This window comes from Mycobacterium paraffinicum (assembly GCF_001907675.1).
Classification (GTDB): domain Bacteria; phylum Actinomycetota; class Actinomycetes; order Mycobacteriales; family Mycobacteriaceae; genus Mycobacterium; species Mycobacterium paraffinicum_A.
In genome coordinates this window covers 508,838-526,508 of sequence record NZ_MPNT01000001.1, presented here as the reverse complement: position 1 = coordinate 526,508, position 17,671 = coordinate 508,838, and the positions used below count along the sequence as shown (strand labels likewise).

At 70.7% G+C, this 17,671-nt stretch carries 19 protein-coding genes and 1 pseudogene; 16 read left to right on the top strand and 4 right to left on the bottom strand.

Annotated features, from left to right (window positions below; genetic code table 11):
- The first annotated feature begins 286 nt into the window (after positions 1 to 286).
- The 4 genes from BRW65_RS02440 to BRW65_RS02425 all read left to right on the top strand — a co-directional run bounded on the left by BRW65_RS02440 (position 287) and on the right by BRW65_RS02425 (position 5,002).
- Complete coding sequence (locus tag BRW65_RS02440; protein ID WP_073870799.1) at positions 287 to 1,441, top strand: LLM class flavin-dependent oxidoreductase; 1,155 nt, start codon at positions 287 to 289, stop codon at positions 1,439 to 1,441.
- A gap of 4 nt (positions 1,442 to 1,445) precedes the next feature.
- Positions 1,446 to 2,801, top strand: coding sequence for an MFS transporter (locus tag BRW65_RS02435; RefSeq protein ID WP_073870797.1), 1,356 nt, complete (start codon positions 1,446 to 1,448; stop codon positions 2,799 to 2,801).
- Positions 2,802 to 2,885: 84 nt separating this feature from the next.
- Entirely contained in the window at positions 2,886 to 3,626 is a 741-nt protein-coding gene (locus BRW65_RS02430; RefSeq protein ID WP_139272825.1) for a class I SAM-dependent methyltransferase, read from the top strand.
- 29 nt (positions 3,627 to 3,655) lie between these two features.
- Complete coding sequence (locus tag BRW65_RS02425; protein WP_073870795.1) at positions 3,656 to 5,002, top strand: amino acid permease; 1,347 nt, start codon at positions 3,656 to 3,658, stop codon at positions 5,000 to 5,002.
- Here BRW65_RS02425 and BRW65_RS02420 read toward each other — a convergent pair.
- A complete protein-coding gene (locus tag BRW65_RS02420) occupies positions 4,992 to 5,387 on the bottom strand; it encodes a nitroreductase family deazaflavin-dependent oxidoreductase (protein WP_073870793.1) in 396 nt (131 codons plus the stop codon). The two genes, BRW65_RS02425 and BRW65_RS02420, sit on opposite strands and share 11 nt — an antisense overlap.
- Positions 5,388 to 5,460: 73 nt before the next feature.
- On the opposite strand from BRW65_RS02420, the gene BRW65_RS02415 reads away from it, so the two are divergent.
- The 9 genes and pseudogenes from BRW65_RS02415 (at position 5,461) to BRW65_RS02380 (ending at position 13,243) form a co-directional block, all read left to right on the top strand.
- The gene (locus BRW65_RS02415) at positions 5,461 to 5,805 is read left to right on the top strand and encodes a hypothetical protein (RefSeq protein ID WP_073870791.1); all 345 of its coding nucleotides are present in this window, start codon (positions 5,461 to 5,463) and stop codon (positions 5,803 to 5,805) included.
- Positions 5,806 to 5,861: 56 nt separating this feature from the next.
- A complete protein-coding gene (gene hemL, locus BRW65_RS02410) occupies positions 5,862 to 7,205 on the top strand; it encodes a glutamate-1-semialdehyde 2,1-aminomutase (protein ID WP_073870789.1) in 1,344 nt (447 codons plus the stop codon).
- On the top strand, positions 7,205 to 7,810 hold the full coding sequence (locus BRW65_RS02405) for a histidine phosphatase family protein (protein ID WP_073870787.1): 606 nt from the start codon (positions 7,205 to 7,207) through the stop codon (positions 7,808 to 7,810). The genes hemL and BRW65_RS02405 overlap by 1 nt, the downstream gene beginning before the upstream one ends.
- Positions 7,806 to 7,880 (top strand): annotated as a pseudogene (locus BRW65_RS32120) (hypothetical protein); the annotation flags it as partial. The gene BRW65_RS02405 and the pseudogene BRW65_RS32120, both read left to right, overlap by 5 nt.
- Before the next feature lie 7 nt (positions 7,881 to 7,887).
- On the top strand, positions 7,888 to 8,475 hold the full coding sequence (locus BRW65_RS02400; protein WP_073870785.1) for a TlpA disulfide reductase family protein: 588 nt from the start codon (positions 7,888 to 7,890) through the stop codon (positions 8,473 to 8,475).
- Positions 8,472 to 9,251 (top strand): cytochrome c biogenesis CcdA family protein, encoded by a 780-nt coding sequence (locus BRW65_RS02395; protein ID WP_073870783.1) that lies wholly within the window; start codon positions 8,472 to 8,474, stop codon positions 9,249 to 9,251. The genes BRW65_RS02400 and BRW65_RS02395 overlap by 4 nt, the downstream gene beginning before the upstream one ends.
- 62 nt (positions 9,252 to 9,313) lie before the next feature.
- Complete coding sequence (gene resB, locus BRW65_RS02390; protein WP_073870781.1) at positions 9,314 to 10,942, top strand: cytochrome c biogenesis protein ResB; 1,629 nt, start codon at positions 9,314 to 9,316, stop codon at positions 10,940 to 10,942.
- Positions 10,939 to 11,916: a c-type cytochrome biogenesis protein CcsB gene (gene ccsB, locus BRW65_RS02385; RefSeq protein ID WP_073870779.1), complete on the top strand. Its 978-nt coding sequence runs from the start codon at positions 10,939 to 10,941 to the stop codon at positions 11,914 to 11,916. The genes resB and ccsB overlap by 4 nt, the downstream gene beginning before the upstream one ends.
- Before the next feature lie 37 nt (positions 11,917 to 11,953).
- Positions 11,954 to 13,243 carry a MinD/ParA family ATP-binding protein gene (locus tag BRW65_RS02380; protein WP_432206391.1) on the top strand — a complete coding sequence of 430 codons (1,290 nt, stop codon included), beginning with the start codon at positions 11,954 to 11,956 and terminating at the stop codon, positions 13,241 to 13,243.
- Between the two features lie 13 nt (positions 13,244 to 13,256).
- Here the strand turns inward: BRW65_RS02380 and BRW65_RS31140 are convergent, their stop codons facing one another.
- Positions 13,257 to 13,409, bottom strand: a complete 153-nt coding sequence (locus tag BRW65_RS31140; RefSeq protein ID WP_139272823.1) for a hypothetical protein — start codon at positions 13,407 to 13,409, stop codon at positions 13,257 to 13,259.
- Between the two features lie 124 nt (positions 13,410 to 13,533).
- On the opposite strand from BRW65_RS31140, the gene BRW65_RS02375 reads away from it, so the two are divergent.
- The gene (locus BRW65_RS02375; RefSeq protein ID WP_073871012.1) at positions 13,534 to 13,821 is read left to right on the top strand and encodes a DUF4229 domain-containing protein; all 288 of its coding nucleotides are present in this window, start codon (positions 13,534 to 13,536) and stop codon (positions 13,819 to 13,821) included.
- Here the strand turns inward: BRW65_RS02375 and fabH are convergent.
- Together fabH and BRW65_RS02365 are read right to left on the bottom strand one after the other, a co-directional pair.
- Positions 13,815 to 14,822 carry a beta-ketoacyl-ACP synthase III gene (gene fabH, locus BRW65_RS02370; RefSeq protein WP_073870777.1) on the bottom strand — a complete coding sequence of 336 codons (1,008 nt, stop codon included), beginning with the start codon at positions 14,820 to 14,822 and terminating at the stop codon, positions 13,815 to 13,817. The two genes, BRW65_RS02375 and fabH, sit on opposite strands and share 7 nt — an antisense overlap.
- A 109-nt stretch (positions 14,823 to 14,931) precedes the next feature.
- Positions 14,932 to 15,804: a 1,4-dihydroxy-2-naphthoate polyprenyltransferase gene (locus BRW65_RS02365; RefSeq protein ID WP_073870775.1), complete on the bottom strand. Its 873-nt coding sequence runs from the start codon at positions 15,802 to 15,804 to the stop codon at positions 14,932 to 14,934.
- A gap of 63 nt (positions 15,805 to 15,867) precedes the next feature.
- Here BRW65_RS02365 and BRW65_RS02360 point away from each other — a divergent pair, with 63 nt between their 5' ends.
- Both BRW65_RS02360 and BRW65_RS02355 read left to right on the top strand, forming a co-directional pair.
- A complete protein-coding gene (locus tag BRW65_RS02360) occupies positions 15,868 to 16,644 on the top strand; it encodes an S-methyl-5'-thioadenosine phosphorylase (RefSeq protein ID WP_244167959.1) in 777 nt (258 codons plus the stop codon).
- On the top strand, positions 16,641 to 17,669 hold the full coding sequence (locus BRW65_RS02355) for an NAD-dependent epimerase/dehydratase family protein (RefSeq protein ID WP_073870771.1): 1,029 nt from the start codon (positions 16,641 to 16,643) through the stop codon (positions 17,667 to 17,669). The genes BRW65_RS02360 and BRW65_RS02355 overlap by 4 nt, the downstream gene beginning before the upstream one ends.
- Positions 17,670 to 17,671: the final 2 nt, after the last annotated feature.

The window sequence follows — 17,671 nt, the reverse complement described above, 5'->3', positions numbered from 1 at the left end:
GCCGAGTTGCGGCCTCGTGATAGGGCCATCACCATGGCTTCGGCCAGCGCGCCAGCGCGGGATCGGGACAATCGTATCCCCTTGCGCCGCAACGGAACAACGGCCGAATGCGGCGGCACGACGTGGGTCGTATGGGTCGCGCGCACCGCGCGCTCGCCGCGGTGTCACCGCCGCCGGCCGGGGATGCAATCTCGGCGGTTTCAACCCTCGCGGGACGGAGGCAAGTTCCGCAGGATGGAGCTTTCGTGCTTCGCGTCGTGGGTTGAAAGTTGAAAGAGGATTGAGGATGAGTCTGGCGTTCCACTGGTTTCTGCCGACCTATGGCGATTCCCGGAACCTGGTGGCGGGCGGACACGGCACGCCGATGTCCGGCGACCGGCCCGCCACGCTGCGCTACCTGCACCAAATCTGTGCGGCCGCCGAGGACAACGGCTTCGAGGCGGTGCTCACGCCCACGGGGTTGTGGTGTGAGGACGCCTGGTTGACGACGGCGATGCTGGTCGAGGCCACCGAGACCCTGAAGTTCCTGGTGGCCTTCCGGCCCGGGCTGCTGAGCCCCACCCTGGCCGCCCAGATGGCCGGGACCTACCAGCGCCACTCGGGTGGGCGGTTGCTGCTCAACGTCGTCACCGGCGGCGAACCGCACGAGCAACGGGCGTACGGGGACTTCCTGGACAAGGAGGCGCGGTATGCGCGCACCGCTGAATTCCTGGACGTGGTGCGCCAACTGTGGACGTCCAAGACGCCGGTGACCTTTGCCGGGGAGCACATTCGCGTCGAGGGTGCGCAGCTGAACAATCCACCCGATCCGGTACCGCCGGTGTTCTTCGGCGGGTCGTCCGCGTCGGCCGGCCCGGTCGCGGCCAAGCATTCCGACGTGTACCTCACCTGGGGCGAGCCGCCCAGGGCGGTCGCCCAGAAGTTGGACTGGATCCGGGGCCTGGCCGTCGACGCCGGCCGAATCCTGCAGTACGGCTTGCGCATTCACGTCATCAGCCGCGACACCTCCGAGCAGGCGTGGGCCGAGGCCGACCGGTTGCTGGCCGCCGTCGACCCGGCCGACGTCGAGCGGGTGCAGGCCAGCCTGGCACGCAGCGAATCGGAGGGTCAGCGCCGCATGCTGGACCTGCACGGCGGCAGTAGCAATCGGTTGCTGGTCGGCCCCAACCTGTGGGCGGGTGTGGGCCTGGTGCGCGGCGGGGCGGGCACCGCCTTGGTCGGGTCGCACGCCGAGGTCGCCGAGCGGCTGGCCGAATACGCCCAGCTCGGCATCACCCACTTCATCCTGTCGGGATATCCGCACCTGGAAGAGGCTTACTGGTTCGGCGAGGGCGTGCTGCCGTTGCTGGAGCGACTGGGCCTGTGGCGGCACCCCAACCGACCCGACCGCGCGTCGCACCCGGTTTCGGCGACGCCGTTCGCGGTCGCCTCGGCCCACTAAGGCCATGGCGGCTACCTTGCCGGCGCCCCCGACCGGCGCGGGGCTGAGCGCGATCGCCGGACCGGCCGACGAGTCCGACGCGCAGCAACGCAGGCGCCTGCGCGTCGTCATCGCGGCCAGCCTGTTGGGCACCACCGTGGAGTGGTACGACTTCTTCCTCTACGCGACGGCGGCGGGCCTGGTGTTCAGCAAGGTCTTCTTCCCCAGCGAGAGCTCGCTGGTCGGCACGCTGCTGGCGTTCGCCACCTTCGCGGTCGGGTTCGTCATGCGGCCGGTCGGCGGGCTGGTGTTCGGCCACATCGGCGACCGGATCGGCCGCAAACGCAGCCTGGCGCTGACCATGCTGATCATGGGCGTCGCCACGGCGCTGATCGGGGTGTTGCCCACCGCCGCCCAGATCGGGGTGTGGGCGCCGCTGCTGCTGTTGGCGCTGCGGATCCTGCAGGGGTTCGCCCTCGGCGGCGAATGGGCGGGTGCGGTGTTGCTGGCCGTGGAGCACAGCCCCGAAGGCCGCCGCGGCCGGTTCGGGGCGATCCCCCAGGTCGGCCTGGCGCTCGGATTAGCGTTGGGCACAGGCATATTCGCGTTCCTGCAGATCGCCCTGGGCCCGGCCAAATTCCTCGCCTACGGCTGGCGCATCGGTTTTCTGCTCAGCTTGGTGCTCGTCGTGATCGGCGTCGTGGTGCGGTTGCGGGTGGAGGAGACGCCGGCCTTTCGGGAGCTGCGTGACCTCGAGGCGACGGCCACCGTGCCGATCCGCGAGATCGTGCGCGAACCCCGGTCGCGGCGAAACACCGTGTTGGGCTTGCTGTCTCGCTGGGCCGAAGGCTCCGCGTTCAACACGTGGGGGGTGTTCGCCATCAGCTACGCCACGGGGGCGCTTGGCTTCAACCGGGTGTCGGTGCTGGTGGTGGTGACCATCGCGGCCCTGCTGATGGCGGTACTGCTGCCGGTGTCCGGGGCGCTGACCGATCGGTTCGGCGCCCGCCGGGTGTATCTGGCCGGGGTGGCCTGCTACGGCATCGCGGCGTTTCCCGCCTTCGCGCTGTTCGGCACCAGGAGCCTGGTCTGGTTCGCCGTGGCGCTGATCGCGGTGTTCGGGGTGGTCCATGCGCTGTTCTACGGGGCGCAGGGCACCCTGTACTCGTCGCTGTTTCCCACCAGCACCCGCTACACCGGTCTGTCGTTCGTCTATCAGTTCTCGGGCATCTACGCCTCCGGGGTCACCCCGATGATCATGACCGCGCTGATCGCGGCCGTCGGTGGCGCGCCGTGGCTGGCGTGCGGCTATCTGGTGGCGACGGCCGTCGTCAGCGTGCTCGCCACGGCGGCGATCCGCGACCAAGATCTATATCTTTGAGCTGACTACGCAGTAGACGACCGCATTCCTCGTTAGGCTGCACCCGTAGAGCTCCGGTCGGGAATCGCGAGGAAGCGGGAAACAATGACTGACGCGAACGTCGCCGGTTTCGAACCGCTGTACGACGAGGCCGAACACGCCGGCGGCCGGATCCCCTGGGACATCGGTGGCCCGCAGCCCGCGGTGCAGCAGTTGGTGGCCTACGGCGGGATCCGCGGCGAGGTGCTCGATCCCGGCACCGGCCCCGGTCATCATGCCATTCACTTTGCGGCGCACGGGTATTCGGCGACGGGAATCGACGATTCGCCCTCGGCCATCGAGCAAGCCAAACGCAACGCGGAGCGGGCGGGCGTCGAGGTCGATTTCCAGGTGGCCGACGCCACCAAGCTCGAAGGGTTCGAGGGCCGCTTCGACACGGTGGTCGACAGCGCCTTCTATCACGTGTTCCTCAACGACGGGGTCATCCAGACGCGGTACGCGCAGGCGCTGCACCGGGCCACCAAACCCGGCGCGCGGCTCTACATGTTCGAGTTCAGCCCCCACAACGTCAACGGCCTGCAGTGGACGGCCATACCCGCCGACAACTTCGAGCGGGTGTTCGGTGCCAACGGTTGGCGCATCGACTACCTGGGCGGCACGACGTATCAGGCCCGGTTCCTGAAGGAGACGTTCGACGCCATGAAGGAATTCGCCTCCGAGCAGCAGGGCGAGATCCTGCAGCGGATGCGGCCGCTGGTGCACCGACTGGGCGTCATCGACCCCCTCCTGGAAGACCACCGGGTGCACCTCCCGGTGTGGTCCGTGGTGGCCACCCGGCTGGACTGACGCCGGTTCACCGGGCGCGACGAGGATCGATGGCCGGCACTCCGCGACTGCGCCAAGGGTTATCGCAGCGCCAGCTCAGCATGATCGCGCTCGGCGGGGTGATCGGTGCCGGCTTGTTCGTCGGCTCCGGTGTGGTGATCAGGGACACCGGCCCCGCGGCGTTCCTGACGTACGCGCTGTGCGGCGTGCTGATCGTCCTGGTGATGCGCATGCTGGGCGAAATGGCGGCCGCGAACCCGTCGACCGGATCGTTCGCCGATTACGCGGGCAGGGCGCTGGGTGGCTGGGCGGGCTTTTCGGTCGCCTGGCTGTACTGGTACTTCTGGGTGATCGTGGTCGGCTTCGAGGCCGTCGCCGGCGGGAAGGTCCTCAACTACTGGTTTCACGCCCCACTGTGGCTGCTGTCGCTGGGCCTGATGGTGCTGATGACCGCGACCAACCTGGTCTCCGTGTCGTCGTTCGGTGAATTCGAATTCTGGTTCGCCGGAATCAAAGTCGCGACCATCGTGGTCTTTCTCGGCATCGGCACCGCGTTCGTCCTGGGCCTGGTGCCCGGGCATCCCGGTGGCCTGGGCAACCTCACCGCGCACGGCGGTTTCTTTCCCAAGGGCGTCGGGGCCGTCTTCGCCGCGATCGTGGTGGTGATCTTCTCCATGGTGGGCGCCGAGATCGTCACCGTGGCCGCCGCCGAGAGCCGGGACCCCGAACTCGCGGTGCAGAAGGCGACCAGGTCGGTGGTGGCGCGGATCGGCGTCTTCTTCGTCGGTTCGGTCTTCCTGCTGGTGGCGATATTGCCTTGGGACTCAGTGGAACTCGGCGCCTCGCCCTATGTGGCCGCGCTCCACCACCTGGGGCTGCGCGGCGCTGACCAGGTGATGAACGCCGTGGTGCTCACCGCGGTGTTGTCTTGCCTGAATTCGGGGCTCTACACGGCTTCGCGCATGCTGTTCGTGCTCGCCGACCGCGGTGAGGCCCCGGCGCGGTTGGTCGGGCTCAGCGGGCGGGGCGTTCCGCACATCGCCATCCTGTGTTCCTCGGCGGTCGGGTTCGGTTGCGTGATCATGGCGCGCGTCGCGCCCGACACCGTGTTCCTGTTCCTGCTCAACTCCTCGGGCGCCGTCATCTTGTTCGTCTACTGGTTGATCGCGCTGTCGCAGATCATCTTGCGCCGCCGCACCCCCGCCGAAAAGCTGCGGGTGAAGATGTGGTTATTCCCGGTGCTCTCCATCCTCACCCTCACCGGAATCACCGCCGTGCTGGTGCAGATGGCGTTCGACCGCTCGGCGCGCAGTCAACTCTGGCTCAGCCTGCTGTCCTGGGCGGTGGTGGTCGGGTTGTACTTCGGGGCCCGGGCCCGTGGACGGGTCAGTCGGTGACGGTCAGCAGCACCGCGTCCTCGAACGGCAGCCGCACGAAAACCGGCCGCGCCCTGGGGCTTACGTGGGCCGCCGCTTCGGCCTTGGTGACGACCCGCGGGTCCGCGATGCCGAAGGTCTTGCCGTTGCGGCGCATCCGCCCGCCGCCCGCGGCGGTCAGGTTCTTCAACCAGTCCCGGTCCGGGCCGTAGGTCAGGAAGATCGCCACCCCGGGTTTGCCGTCGACCTCCGCGCTGAACACATTCACCGGAGTGCGGTAGGGCTTGCCCGAGCGCCGGCCGACGTGTTCCACGATCGCGAACGGCGGCAGCCAGCCGGCCCACAGGCGCTGAATCGGGTTGGTGACGCGACGGTTGAACCGGGCGAGCCCCTGTGGCATCTGCATACCGCCATCCAACTCGCGGGTGCCGCCCGGAATCAACCAAACTTTCCGCCGCGAACGGGTCTAGTGTCTGAACATGGGTGACTCGCCGGGTAACCAAGCGGCCCAACGCGCCGAGGAGCTCAAGCGCAGGGGCGAAGCCCTGGCCGCGCGCAAGCCCATCACCCCCGACGACGTCGAACTCGCCGCCGACCGCGCGCAACACGCCCACGAGCGGGACGAGGAGGCGCACCGCCGCGACCGCGTCCGGCATTACGAGGCCGCCGCGACGCACGAGCGGGCCGCCGAAATCCATGAGCTCGCGGTCGCCGAGGGCCTCGGGGACGTCGGCGGGCACCGGCGCGCCGCGGAAAGGGAGCGCGACGCCGCCCGCCATAACTTCCAGGCCGCGCAGGAAGCCGACCCGCAGGCCGACGCCTGACCCTCCTGCTACACCCTGTAGTTGTACCGCCCGCGGGGGCTGGGACACTGGTTGTCATGGGAAGCAGTGACCAGGCGACCGCGCACGCCGCGCCGACGGCGGCGTCGGCCCGGCTGTTCTTCGACGCCTGCGCCGTCATTCCGGGCGGAGTGAACTCCCCGGTGCGGGCGTTCACCGCGGTGGGCGGGACCCCGCGCTTCATCACCGAGGCCAACGGGTACTGGCTCACCGACGCCGACGGGAATCGCTACGTCGACCTGGTCTGCTCGTGGGGCCCGATGATCCTCGGGCACGCGCACCCCGCCGTCGTCGAGGCGGTCGTCCAGGCGGCGTCCCATGGCCTGTCGTTCGGCGCGCCCACCCCGGCCGAGAGCCAGCTGGCCGCCGAGATCATCGGCCGGGTGGCGCCCGTCGAGCGGATCCGGCTGGTCAACTCCGGCACCGAGGCCACGATGAGCGCGATCCGGCTGGCCCGCGGGTTCACCGGCAGGCCCAAGATCGTCAAGTTCTCCGGCTGCTACCACGGCCACGCCGACGCGCTGCTCGCCGACGCGGGATCCGGCGTGGCGACGTTAGGGCTGCCGTCCTCGCCCGGGGTCACCGGCGCGGCGGCGGCCGACACGATCGTGTTGCCCTACAACGACATCGACGCGGTGCGGCAGGTATTCGCCGAGCTCGGCGACCAGATCGCCGCGGTGATCACCGAGGCCAGCCCCGGCAACATGGGCGTCGTCGCACCCGAGGCCGGCTACAACGCCGCACTGCGCGCGATCACCGCCGAGCACGGCGCGCTGCTGATCGTCGACGAAGTGATGACCGGCTTCCGGGTGAGCCGAAGCGGTTGGTACGGAATCGATCCCGTCGACGCCGACCTGTTCACCTTCGGCAAGGTGATGAGCGGCGGGCTGCCCGCGGCCGCGTTCGGCGGCCGCACCGAGGTGATGGAGCGGCTGGCGCCGCTGGGGCCGGTGTATCAGGCCGGCACGCTGTCGGGTAACCCGGTGGCCGTGGCCGCCGGCCTGGCGACGTTGCGTGCCGCCGACGCCGCCGTCTACGCCGCCCTGGACGCCAACGCGGACCGGCTGGCCGCGCTGCTCTCCGAGTCGTTGACCAATGCCTCTGTGCCACATCAGCTTTCGCGGGCCGGCAACATGCTCAGCGTGTTCTTCACCGACGCGCCGGTGACCGATTTCGCGTCCGCGCGGGCCAGCCAGACCTGGCGCTATCCGCCGTTCTTCCACGCCCTGCTGGATGCGGGCGTCTACCCGCCGTGCAGCGCCTTCGAGGCATGGTTCGTCTCGGCGGCGCTGGACGACGCGGCGTTCGACCGGATCGCCGAAGCCCTGCCCCTTGCCGCCCGTCGGGCGGCCGAAGCCGCCGCCCAGGAGGACAAGCCCTGATGGCCGATCAAACCCGGGTCCATGTGGTGCGCCATGGCGAGGTATACAACCCCAGCGGCGTCCTGTACGGGCGGCTGCCCGGATTCCACCTGTCGGAGAAGGGCCGCGAGCAAGCGGCCGCGGTCGCCAACGCGCTCGCCGGCCGGGACATCGTCGCGGTGGTCGCATCCCCGCTGCAGCGGGCCCAGGAAACCGCCGCGCCGATCGCCGCCAAGCACGACGTGACCGTGGACACCGACCACGATCTGATCGAATCGGCGAACTTCTTCGAGGGCCGCCGCGTCGGACCGGGCGACGGCGCCTGGCGCGATCCACGGTTCTGGTGGCAGCTGCGCAACCCGTTCACCCCGTCGTGGGGCGAGCCGTACACCGAGATCGCGGCGCGGATGACGACCGCGGTCGAGAAGGCCCGCGCCCGCGCGGCCGGCCGCGAGGTGGTGTGCGTCAGCCACCAGCTGCCGGTGTGGACGCTGCGGCTGCACCTCACCGGCCGGCGGCTGTGGCACGACCCGCGCCGGCGGGAGTGTGGGCTGTGCTCGATCACCACCCTGGTGTACGAGGGCGACCGGCTGGTCGACGTCGAGTATCAGGAACCGGCGCCCTGATCGCGCCAGCGACGATGCAGTGGGGGTACCGCCCGCTTGCGGGGGACGAAGCGATGAGGAGGAGTGGCGCCATAGGCATGTGGCGACTGGTGATGGCCGGGGTCGTGGTGACGACCCTGGTTGCCGGCTGCTCGTCCGGTCGCGACGCGGTGGCCCAGGGCGGCACCTTCGAATTCGTGTCCCCGGGCGGCAAGACCGACATCTATTACGACCCGCCGTCCAGCCGCGGCCACCCCGGTCCGCTGACCGGGCCCGACCTGGCCGACCCCGCCCACCCGCTGTCGCTCGACGACCCGATCTTCGCCGGCCGGGTCGTCGTCATCAACATCTGGGGCCAGTGGTGCGGGCCCTGCCGCGCCGAGGTCGGCCAGCTGCAGCAGGTCTACGACGCCACCCGCGACGCGGGGGTGTCTTTCCTCGGCATCGACGTGCGCGACAGCAACCGGCAGGCCGCGCTGGACTTCGTCAACGATCGCCACGTGACGTTCCCCTCCATCTACGACCCCGCGATGCGCACCCTGATCGCGTTCGGCGGCAAGTACCCCACCACCGTGATCCCGTCCACGCTCGTCCTGGACCGCCAGCACCGGGTGGCGGCGGTGTTCCTGCGGGAACTGCTCGCCGCCGACCTGCAGCCCGTGGTGCAGAAGTTGGCCCGCGAGTGACCGGGTTCACCCAGATCGCCGCCGCCGGACCGCTGCTGGTGGCCCTCGGCGTGTGCCTGCTGGCGGGGCTGGTCTCCTTCGCGTCGCCGTGCGTGGTGCCGCTGGTGCCGGGCTACCTGTCCTACCTGGCCGCCGTCGTGGGTGTCGACGAGCAGCCGCTGCCCGGCCAGGTCAAGGCGCCGCCGTCGGCGCGGTGGCGGGTCGCGGGCTCGGCGGCGCTGTTCGTCGCCGGGTTCACCACGGTGTTCGTGCTGGGCACTGTCGCCGTTCTCGGCATGACGACGACGCTGATCACCAACCAGCTGCTGCTGCAGCGGGTCGGGGGCGTGCTGACGATCGTGATGGGGCTCGCGTTCGTCGGCCTGATTCCGGCCCTGCAACGCCAGGCCCGGTTCAGCCCGCGCCAGTTGACGACGGTGGCGGGGGCGCCGCTGCTGGGCGCGGTCTTCGCGCTGGGCTGGACGCCCTGCCTGGGGCCTACGCTGGCCGGCGTGATCACCGTGGCCTCGGCCACCGACGGCGCCAGCGTGGCCCGCGGGATCGTCCTGGTGATCGCGTACTGCCTGGGGCTGGGCATCCCGTTCGTGCTGCTGGCGTTCGGTTCGGCCGGCGCCGTGGGCGCGCTGGGCTGGCTGCGGCGCCACACCCGGGCAATCCAGGTCTTCGGCGGCGCGCTGCTGATCGCGGTCGGCATCCTGCTGGTCAGCGGCGTGTGGAACGACTTCGTTTCCTGGCTGCGCGACGCCTTCGTGTCCGACGTGAGGCTGCCGATTTGATGGCGCCACAGGCATCGCGAGCAGACGCAAAATCGCACGCGGGAAGGCGTTCTGGGGCGATTATGCGTCTGCTCGCGCAGAAGACACGCAACACCTGGCGCGCGTTGACCTCGATGGGCACCGCGCTGGTGCTGCTGTTCCTGCTCGCGCTGGGCGCGATACCCGGGGCGCTGCTGCCGCAGCGCAGCCTCAACGCCGGCAAGGTCGACGACTACCTGAAGGCTCACCCGGTCATCGGGCCCTGGCTGGATCGGCTGCAGGCGTTCAACGTGTTCTCCAGCTTCTGGTTCACCGCCATCTACGTCCTGCTGTTCATCTCGCTGGTCGGCTGCCTGACCCCGCGGATGATCGAACACGCCCGCAGCCTGCGCGCGACCCCGGTGGCCGCCCCGCGCAACCTGGCCCGCCTGCCCAAGCACGCCAGCGCGCAGCTGTCGGCGGACCCCGGCGAGCTGAACGCCCTGGCGAACCGGGTCACCGGCCGGCTGCGCGGCTGGCGCACGGCCATCCGGCACGAGGGCGAGGTCGTCGAGGTGTCCGCCGAAAAGGGCTACCTGCGCGAATTCGGCAACATCGTCTTCCACTTCTCGCTGCTGGGCCTGCTGGTCGCGGTGGCCGCCGGCAAGCTGTTCGGCTACGAGGGCAACGTCGTCGTCATCGCCGACTCCGGCCCGGGCTTCTGCTCGGCCTCGCCGGCCGCGTTCGACTCGTTCCGCGCCGGCAACACCGTCGACGGCACGTCGCTGAATCCGATCTGCATCCGCGTCAACGACTTTCAGGCGCATTACCTGCCGTCGGGGCAGGCCACCTCGTTCGCCGCCGACATCGACTACCAGGCCGGCCGTGACCTGGCGGCCAACAGCTGGCGGCACTACCTGCTGGAGGTCAACCACCCGCTGCGGGTCGGCGGTGACCGGGTGTACCTGCAGGGCCACGGCTACGCGCCCACCTTCACCGTGACATTCCCGGACGGGCAGACGCGCACGTCGACCGTGCAATGGCGGCCCGACAACCCGCAGACCCTGCTGTCGTCCGGGGTGGTGCGCATCGACCCGCCCGCGGGCAGCTATCCAAACGCCGTCGACCGCCGCCAGCACGAGATCGCGATCCAGGGCCTGCTGGCGCCGACCGAGCAGCTCGACGGCACCCTATTGTCGTCGCGGTTCCCGGCCCTGAACGCCCCCGCGGTGGCCGTCGACATCTACCGCGGCGACACCGGGCTGGACACCGGGCGGCCCCAATCGCTGTTCACGCTGGACCCGCGGCTGATCCAGCAGGGCCGGCTGACCAAGGAGAAGCGGGTCAACCTGCGGGCCGGGCAGGAGGTCCGGATCGAGGCGGGCCCGGCGGCCGGCACCGTCGTCCGGTTCGACGGCGCCGTGCCGTTCGTCAACCTGCAGGTCTCGCACGACCCGGGCCAGATCTGGGTGCTGGTGTTCGCCGTCACGATGATGGCCGGCCTGCTGGTGTCGCTGCTGGTGCGCCGCCGCCGGGTGTGGGTCCGGCTCACTCCGGGGGCCGGTACGGTGAACGTCGAGCTGGGCGGGCTGGCCCGCACCGACAACTCCGGGTGGGGCGACGAGTTCGAGCGGTTGACCGAGCGGGTGCTGGACGGTTTGGGCCGGCCCGACGCCGCTCAGGCACCCGGGCCCCCCGCGTCCAGAAGGAGTTCTGAGGTGGACGTCAAATGAACACGGTGCACGTCAACGTCGGGCTGGCACGCTACTCCGACTGGGCGTTCACGTCCGCGGTGGTGGCGCTCGTCATCGCGTTGCTGCTGCTGGCCTACGAGCTGGCGTACGCCGGCGGCCGCCGCGTCGACCGGCGGGAGCGGGTGCTCGCCGGCGCGGTCGCCTCGGACAGCGGCACCCCCGGCATCATCGCGGACGTCCCCGGACGGCCGCTGGACGAACGCGTCGGGCGGGCCGGGCTGGCCGTCGTCTACCTCGGCATCGGGCTGCTGTTCGCCTGCATCGTGCTGCGCGGTCTGGCCACCGTGCGGGTGCCGTGGGGCAACATGTACGAGTTCATCAACCTGACCTGCATGTGCGGGCTGCTCGCCGGGGCTTTCGTGTTGCGCCGTCCGCAATACCGCCCGCTGTGGGTCTTCCTGCTGGTGCCGGTGCTGATCCTGCTCACGGTGTCCGGGCGCTGGCTCTACACCAACGCCGCGCCGGTGATGCCCGCGCTGCAGTCCTACTGGCTGCCCATCCACGTGTCGGTGGTCAGCCTGGGCTCCGGGGTGTTCATGGTCGCCGGCATCGCCAGCATCCTGTTCCTGCTGCGCACCTCGCGCCTGGGCGAACCGGACGCCGAGGGTGCCCTCGCCCGCATGGTGCGGCGCTTCCCGGACGCGCAGACGCTGGACCGCGTCGCTTATCGGACGACGATCTTCGCCTTCCCGGTGTTCGGCTTCGGCGTCATCTTCGGCGCGATCTGGGCGGAGGAGGCGTGGGGCCGGTATTGGGGCTGGGACCCCAAGGAGACTGTGTCCTTCGTCGCCTGGGTGATCTACGCCGCCTACTTGCACGCCAGGTCGACGGCGGGATGGCGGGACCGCAAGGCGGCGTGGATCAACGTCGCGGGGTTCGTCGCCATGGTGTTCAACCTGTTCTTCGTTAACCTGGTGACCGTGGGCCTGCATTCGTATGCGGGCGTGGGGTGACCGCTAGCGACCTACCTGAGTAACGCAACAAGGGGGAGTGCACGTGTCCGACCATCCGACTGCGGGCGTGGGGGCGCCCGAGGAACCGACCACGCAATTGCCTCCGCCGGGGCCGCCGGCCCCGCCCGTGACCGCCGACGAACCGCCTGCCGACGGCGGCGATGCGCCGACCCGCGCCTTCACCGGATTCCGCACCGAACGGCGGCCCGAGCGGCGGGAGGCGGCGCCGCCGACCGCGCCCCGGCCCGCGGGGATGCCGCCCTGGGATTCCACCCCGGTGACCGGAATCCCGCGGGTCGACCCGACGGCGTACGGCGCCTACTACAACGGCCCGGCCGACGCGCCGCCCCCGCCCGCTCCGCCGCGGCCCGAGCCGCTGCCGCACACGCCGTACCCGGAGCTGTCCACCGGCATGTTGCTGCGGCCGGTCAAGCCGCCGCCGTCGGAGGGCTGGCGCCGGCTGCTCTACGAGCTGTCCGGCCACCTGATCAACCTCGGCGAGAGCCCCCGGGCCGCCCGGTACAACAACCTGGTCGCGCAGGTGAACCGGCCGCTGCGCGGCTGCTACCGGATCGCGCTGGTGTCGCTGAAGGGCGGCGTCGGCAAGACGACGATCGCCGCGACGATGGGCGCCACCTTCGCCTCGATCCGCGGTGACCGGGTGGTCGCGGTCGACGCCAACCCCGACCGCGGCACGCTGAGCCAGAAGATCCCGCTGGAGACCGCGGCGACGGTGCGTCAGCTGCTGCACGACGCCGGGACCATCGAGCGCTACAGCGATGTCCGCCGCTACACCTCGAAGGGCCCGAGCGGCCTGGAGGTGCTGGCCTCAGAAACCGACCCGGCCGTCTCGGAGGCGTTCGGCGCCGAGGACTACACCCGCGTCCTGGACGTGCTGGAGCGGTTCTACGGCTTGGTCCTCACCGACTGCGGCCCGGGGCTGCTGCACTCGGTGATGTCCTCGGTGCTGGAGAAGGCCGACGTTCTCGTCGTGGTGAGCTCCGGATCGATCGACGGGGCGCGCAGCGCGTCGGCGACGCTGGACTGGCTGGACGCGCACGGCCACCAGGAGATGGTGCGCAACGCGGTCGCGGTGATCAACGGGGTGCGGCCGCGCACGGGCAAAGTCGACATGAACAAGGTGGTCGACCACTTCGCCCGGCGCTGCCGCGCGGTCCAGGTGGTGCCGTTCGACCCGCACCTCGAAGAGGGCGCCGAGATCGAGCTGGACCGGCTGAAACGGTCGACGCGCGAGGCGCTCACCGAGCTGGCGGCCATCGTCGCCGACGGGTTTCCGGGGGATCAGCGCAACCCCGGGATCGCATAGCACCCCAGCGGGGCTACTTGTCCCCGTGACCTAACCGCCGCAAGAACTCAGGATCGTCGTCGGGCCCGATCACGCGCGTCTTCGGCCGGTTGATTTGCGACCGCGCCGTACGCCAGCCAACGTAGATCAGCGTCCCCAAAATCAGGACGAGCAGCAGGTAGAGCACTCAACACCTCCTCGAACGAATATACCCGCGCCGTAGGCTCTCCCCTGTGTCAGAAGGAGCCAGCGACAACAGCCCCGGGGACCGCGCGCACGAGGGCCGGGCGCCGGGCGCCGGCCGCCGGGCGGTGAACGACGTCGCGCTCTACGCGGCGGCGCGGCTGCTGCTGGCGGTGGCGCTCGCCGCCGCGATCTACGGGGTGGCGCGCCTGCTGGGGGTCAGCCAGTTTCCGGTCGCGGTCGGCGCGTTGTTCGCGCTGATCATCGCCATGCCCCTGGGCATGTGGCTGTTCGCCCCGCTGCGCCGGCGCGCCACCGCGTCGCTGGCGGTGGCCGGTGAGCGCCGGCGCCGGGAGCGCGAACAATTGCGGGCCCGGCTGCACGGCGAGCCGGCGCCCGACGAACCCGATCAGTAGTTGGGCATCCGCACGACCTGCGCGGCGTAACTGAGGCCCGCGCCATAACCGATCAGCAGGGCCAGGTCGCCGGGCTTGGCCGCACCGGTCGCGAGCAGCTCGGCCATCGCCAGGGGGATGGAAGCCGCCGACGTGTTCCCGGTGTGCTCGATGTCGTTGGCGACCACCGCGTCCGGCCGCAAGTCCAGGCTCTTGGCCAGGACCTCGTTGATGCGGCTGTTGGCCTGATGCGGCACGAACACGTCGATCTCGTCGGGCCGCACACCCGCCGCGTCCATCGCCTGCCGGCCGACCTTGCCCATCTCGAACGCCGCCCAGCGGAACACCGCGCTGCCCTCGAGCCGCAGGAACGGCCGCGGGCCCGTGGGTTCGTCCATGTAGTCGATCCAGTCGATGTCCTGGCGTATCGCCAAAGCCTGTTCGCCGTCGCTGCCCCAGACGGTCGGGCCGATGCCCTGATCGGGCGTCTCGCCCACCACCACGCCCGCCGCGCCGTCGGCGAAGATGAAGCAGTTGGTGCGGTCCTGCATGTCCACCGTGGGGGAGAGCTTCTCCGAACCGAGGACGAGCACCTTGGCGGCGGTCCCGCCGCGGATCATGTCGGCCGCGACGCCGAGCGCATAGCCGAAGCCGGCGCAGCCGGCCGAGACGTCGAACGCGGGCACGCCCGTGGCGCCCAAGGCGGCGGCCACGGCCGGGGCGCACGCCGGCGTCTGCAGGAAATGCGTGCTGGTCGCGACGATCACGCAGTCGACGTCCGACGGCGTCAGCCCCGCGGTCGCGATCGCCTGCCGCCCGGCCTCGGTGGCCATGGACGCGGCGGATTCGTCGCGGGCGGCGAATCGGCGGGTCTTGATCCCGGTCCGAGTGAAGATCCACTCATCGGACGATTCGATGTTCTCGCATATCTCGTCGTTGGTGACGACCCGTTCGGGGCGGTACGCCCCGACGCTGAGCAATCCGATGTTTCTCGGTCCACTGGTCGCGGCGATCTGCTTCACTGCTGTCCCCGATCGGTGTTGTCCATGAACGGCCGTTGATCGCGGGCCGACCACCCATTGTTATCCGATCCGTCGCCGGGGCCGAGCAGTAACCGACACATCCGGAGAGTCAGCCGGCCAGCGCCAGGGCCGCCGACACCGCGATCGCCCAGGCCACCATGGCCAGCCCGGTGTCGCGCAGCACGGGAATCAGTTCCGGGCCACCGCGTCCCGACCGCACCGGGCCCGCCGCGCGCAGCGCCAGCGGCGTGGCCACCAATCCCGCGGCGCACCACGGCGTCGCGGCCATCAGCACCAGGGTCAACACCCCCGCGGTCGCCAGCAGCGCCTGGTACAGGGTGCGGGTGCGGGCATCACCCAGCCGCACCGCCAGGGTGATCTTCCCCGATTGCGCGTCGGTCGGAATGTCCCGCAGGTTGTTGGCCACCAGCACCGACGACGACAACGCCCCGATCGACACCGCCAGCGTCAGCCCCACCCAGTCCACCCGCAGCGCCTGGGTGTACTCGGTGCCGAGCACGGCCACCAGCCCGAAGAACACGAACACCGCGACCTCGCCAAAACCGGCGTAGCCGTAGGGTTTCGAGCCGCCCGTGTACAGCCACGCGCCCGCGATGCACACCGCGCCCACGGCGATCAGCCACGGCGCGCTGACGAGCGCGAGGGCCAGGCCGGCGGCCGCCCCGACCGTCAGGCTCGCCACCGCGGCGGCGAGCACCGATCGCGGGGTGGCCAGTCGCGAGCCCACCAGGCGCATCGGGCCGGCCCGCTCGTCGTCGGTGCCGCGAACGCCGTCGGAGTAGTCGTTGGCGTAGTTGACGCCGACGGTCAGCGCGACCGCGACGGCCAGCGCCAGCAGCGCCTTCCACCACACCGCGGATCCCAGCCACGCCGCCGCGCCGGTGCCCGCGACCACCGGCGCCACCGCGTTGGGCAGCGTCCGCGGCCGCGCACCCGAGATCCACTGCCCGAAATTGGCCACGGGAATATCCTGCCAGCACCCGGCCCCCACGATCCGGTGGCGGGCATGCACCACAATGGGCGGATGCTCGGAGTCATCGGCGGCAGCGGCTTTTACACGTTCTTCGAGTCCGACACCCGCGCCGTCGACGTCGACACCCCGTACGGGCCGCCGAGCGCGCCGGTCACCGTCGGCGCCGTCGGGGGACAAGAGGTCGCGTTCCTGCCCCGGCACGGGACCAGCCACCAGTTCTCGGCGCACACCGTGCCGTATCGGGCCAACATGTGGGCGCTGCGCAAGCTCGGGGTGCGACGGATCTTCGCACCGTGCGCCGTCGGCAGCCTCGAGCCCGGAAACGGTCCGGGCGCCATCGTGGTGCCCGATCAGCTGGTCGATCGAACCAGCGGCCGCCCCGACACCTACTTCGATTCCGGTGGCATCCACGTCGACTTCGCCGACCCGTACTGCCCCAGCCTGCGCGCCGCGGTGACCGGCCTGCCGGGCGTGGTCGACGGCGGCACCATGGTGGTGATCCAGGGGCCGCGGTTTTCCACGCGGGCGGAAAGCCGATGGTTCGCCTCGGCGGGGTTCTCGCTGGTGAACATGACGGGCTACCCGGAGGCGGTGCTCGCCAGGGAACTCGAAATGTGCTATGCCACAATCGCTTTGGTCACCGACCTGGATGCCGGAGTGACGGCCGGTGAGGGGGTGACCGCCGTCGAGGTGTTCGCCGAATTCGAGAAGAACATCGGGGGATTCAAAGAGCTGGTGCGCCAGGCGATCGGCCGCGTGGCCAGCGAACGCAACTGCACGCAGTGCCTGCCGCACACCGGGGTCACGCTGCCCGTCGAGCTGCCATGAGGGTGTTGCTCACCGGGGCGGCCGGTTTCATCGGTTCGCGGGTGGACGCGGCGTTGCGGGCGGCGGGCCACGACGTGATCGGTGTCGACGCGTTGCTGCCCGCGGCGCACGGCCCGAATCCCGTGCTGCCGCGGGGATGTCACCGCGTCGACGTCCGCGACGCCGACGCGCTGGCGCCCCTGCTGGACGGGGTGGACCTGGTTTGTCATCAGGCGGCGATGGTCGGTGCGGGCGTGGACGCCGCCGACGCCCCCGCCTACGGCGGCCACAACGATTTCGCGACGACGGTGCTGCTGGCGCGGATGTTCGCCGCGGGGGTGCGCCGCCTGGTGCTGGCCTCGTCGATGGTGGTGTACGGGCAGGGTCGCTACCACTGCGAGCGGCACGGGGACGTCGACCCGCTGCCGCGGCGGCGCGAGGACCTCGACGCCGGGATCTTCGAACACCGCTGCCCGGCCGGGGGCGAGGAGCTGCGGTGGCGCCTCGTCGACGAGGGCGCGGCGCTGCGGCCGCGCAGCCTGTACGCGGCGAGCAAGACCGCGCAGGAGCACTACGCCCTGGCGTGGGCGGAGTCGACGGGCGGGTCGGTGGTGGCGCTGCGCTACCACAACGTGTACGGCCCCGGCATGCCGCGCGACACCCCCTATTCCGGGGTGGCGGCCATCTTCCGGTCGTCACTCGAGAAGGGCCAGCCGCCAAGGGTTTTCGAGGACGGCGGCCAGATGCGGGACTTCGTTCACGTCGACGACGTGGCCGCCGCCAACCTCGCGGCCATCCAGCACACGGACGGATTCACCGCCGTCAACGTCTGTTCTGGGCGGCCGGTCTCGATCCTCGAGGTGGCCGGCGCGCTGTGCGAAGCGCGTGGCGGATCGCTGGCACCGGTGATCACCGGCCAATATCGCAGCGGCGACGTGCGTCACATCGTCGCCGACCCGTCCCTTGCCGCCGAGGTGCTGGGCTTCCGGGCGCGCATCGGCCCGGCCGAGGGCCTGCGGGAATTCGCGTTCGCCCCCCTCCGCTGAGC

Excerpts from the sequence above, each read along its gene's own strand:
- BRW65_RS02435 (WP_073870797.1), top strand. The coding sequence starts at position 1,446 with ATGGCGGCTACCTTGCCGGCGCCCCCGACCGGCGCGGGGCTGAGCGCG.
- hemL (WP_073870789.1), top strand. The coding sequence starts at position 5,862 with ATGGGAAGCAGTGACCAGGCGACCGCGCACGCCGCGCCGACGGCGGCG.
- BRW65_RS02440 (WP_073870799.1), top strand. The coding sequence starts at position 287 with ATGAGTCTGGCGTTCCACTGGTTTCTGCCGACCTATGGCGATTCCCGG.
- BRW65_RS02420 (WP_073870793.1), bottom strand. The coding sequence starts at position 5,387 with ATGCAGATGCCACAGGGGCTCGCCCGGTTCAACCGTCGCGTCACCAAC.
- BRW65_RS02355 (WP_073870771.1), top strand. The coding sequence starts at position 16,641 with ATGAGGGTGTTGCTCACCGGGGCGGCCGGTTTCATCGGTTCGCGGGTG.
- BRW65_RS02360 (WP_244167959.1), top strand. The coding sequence starts at position 15,868 with ATGCTCGGAGTCATCGGCGGCAGCGGCTTTTACACGTTCTTCGAGTCC.
- ccsB (WP_073870779.1), top strand. The coding sequence starts at position 10,939 with ATGAACACGGTGCACGTCAACGTCGGGCTGGCACGCTACTCCGACTGG.
- resB (WP_073870781.1), top strand. The coding sequence starts at position 9,314 with ATGCGTCTGCTCGCGCAGAAGACACGCAACACCTGGCGCGCGTTGACC.
- BRW65_RS02405 (WP_073870787.1), top strand. The coding sequence starts at position 7,205 with ATGGCCGATCAAACCCGGGTCCATGTGGTGCGCCATGGCGAGGTATAC.
- BRW65_RS02400 (WP_073870785.1), top strand. The coding sequence starts at position 7,888 with ATGTGGCGACTGGTGATGGCCGGGGTCGTGGTGACGACCCTGGTTGCC.
- BRW65_RS02430 (WP_139272825.1), top strand. The coding sequence starts at position 2,886 with ATGACTGACGCGAACGTCGCCGGTTTCGAACCGCTGTACGACGAGGCC.
- BRW65_RS02415 (WP_073870791.1), top strand. The coding sequence starts at position 5,461 with ATGGGTGACTCGCCGGGTAACCAAGCGGCCCAACGCGCCGAGGAGCTC.
- BRW65_RS02425 (WP_073870795.1), top strand. The coding sequence starts at position 3,656 with ATGGCCGGCACTCCGCGACTGCGCCAAGGGTTATCGCAGCGCCAGCTC.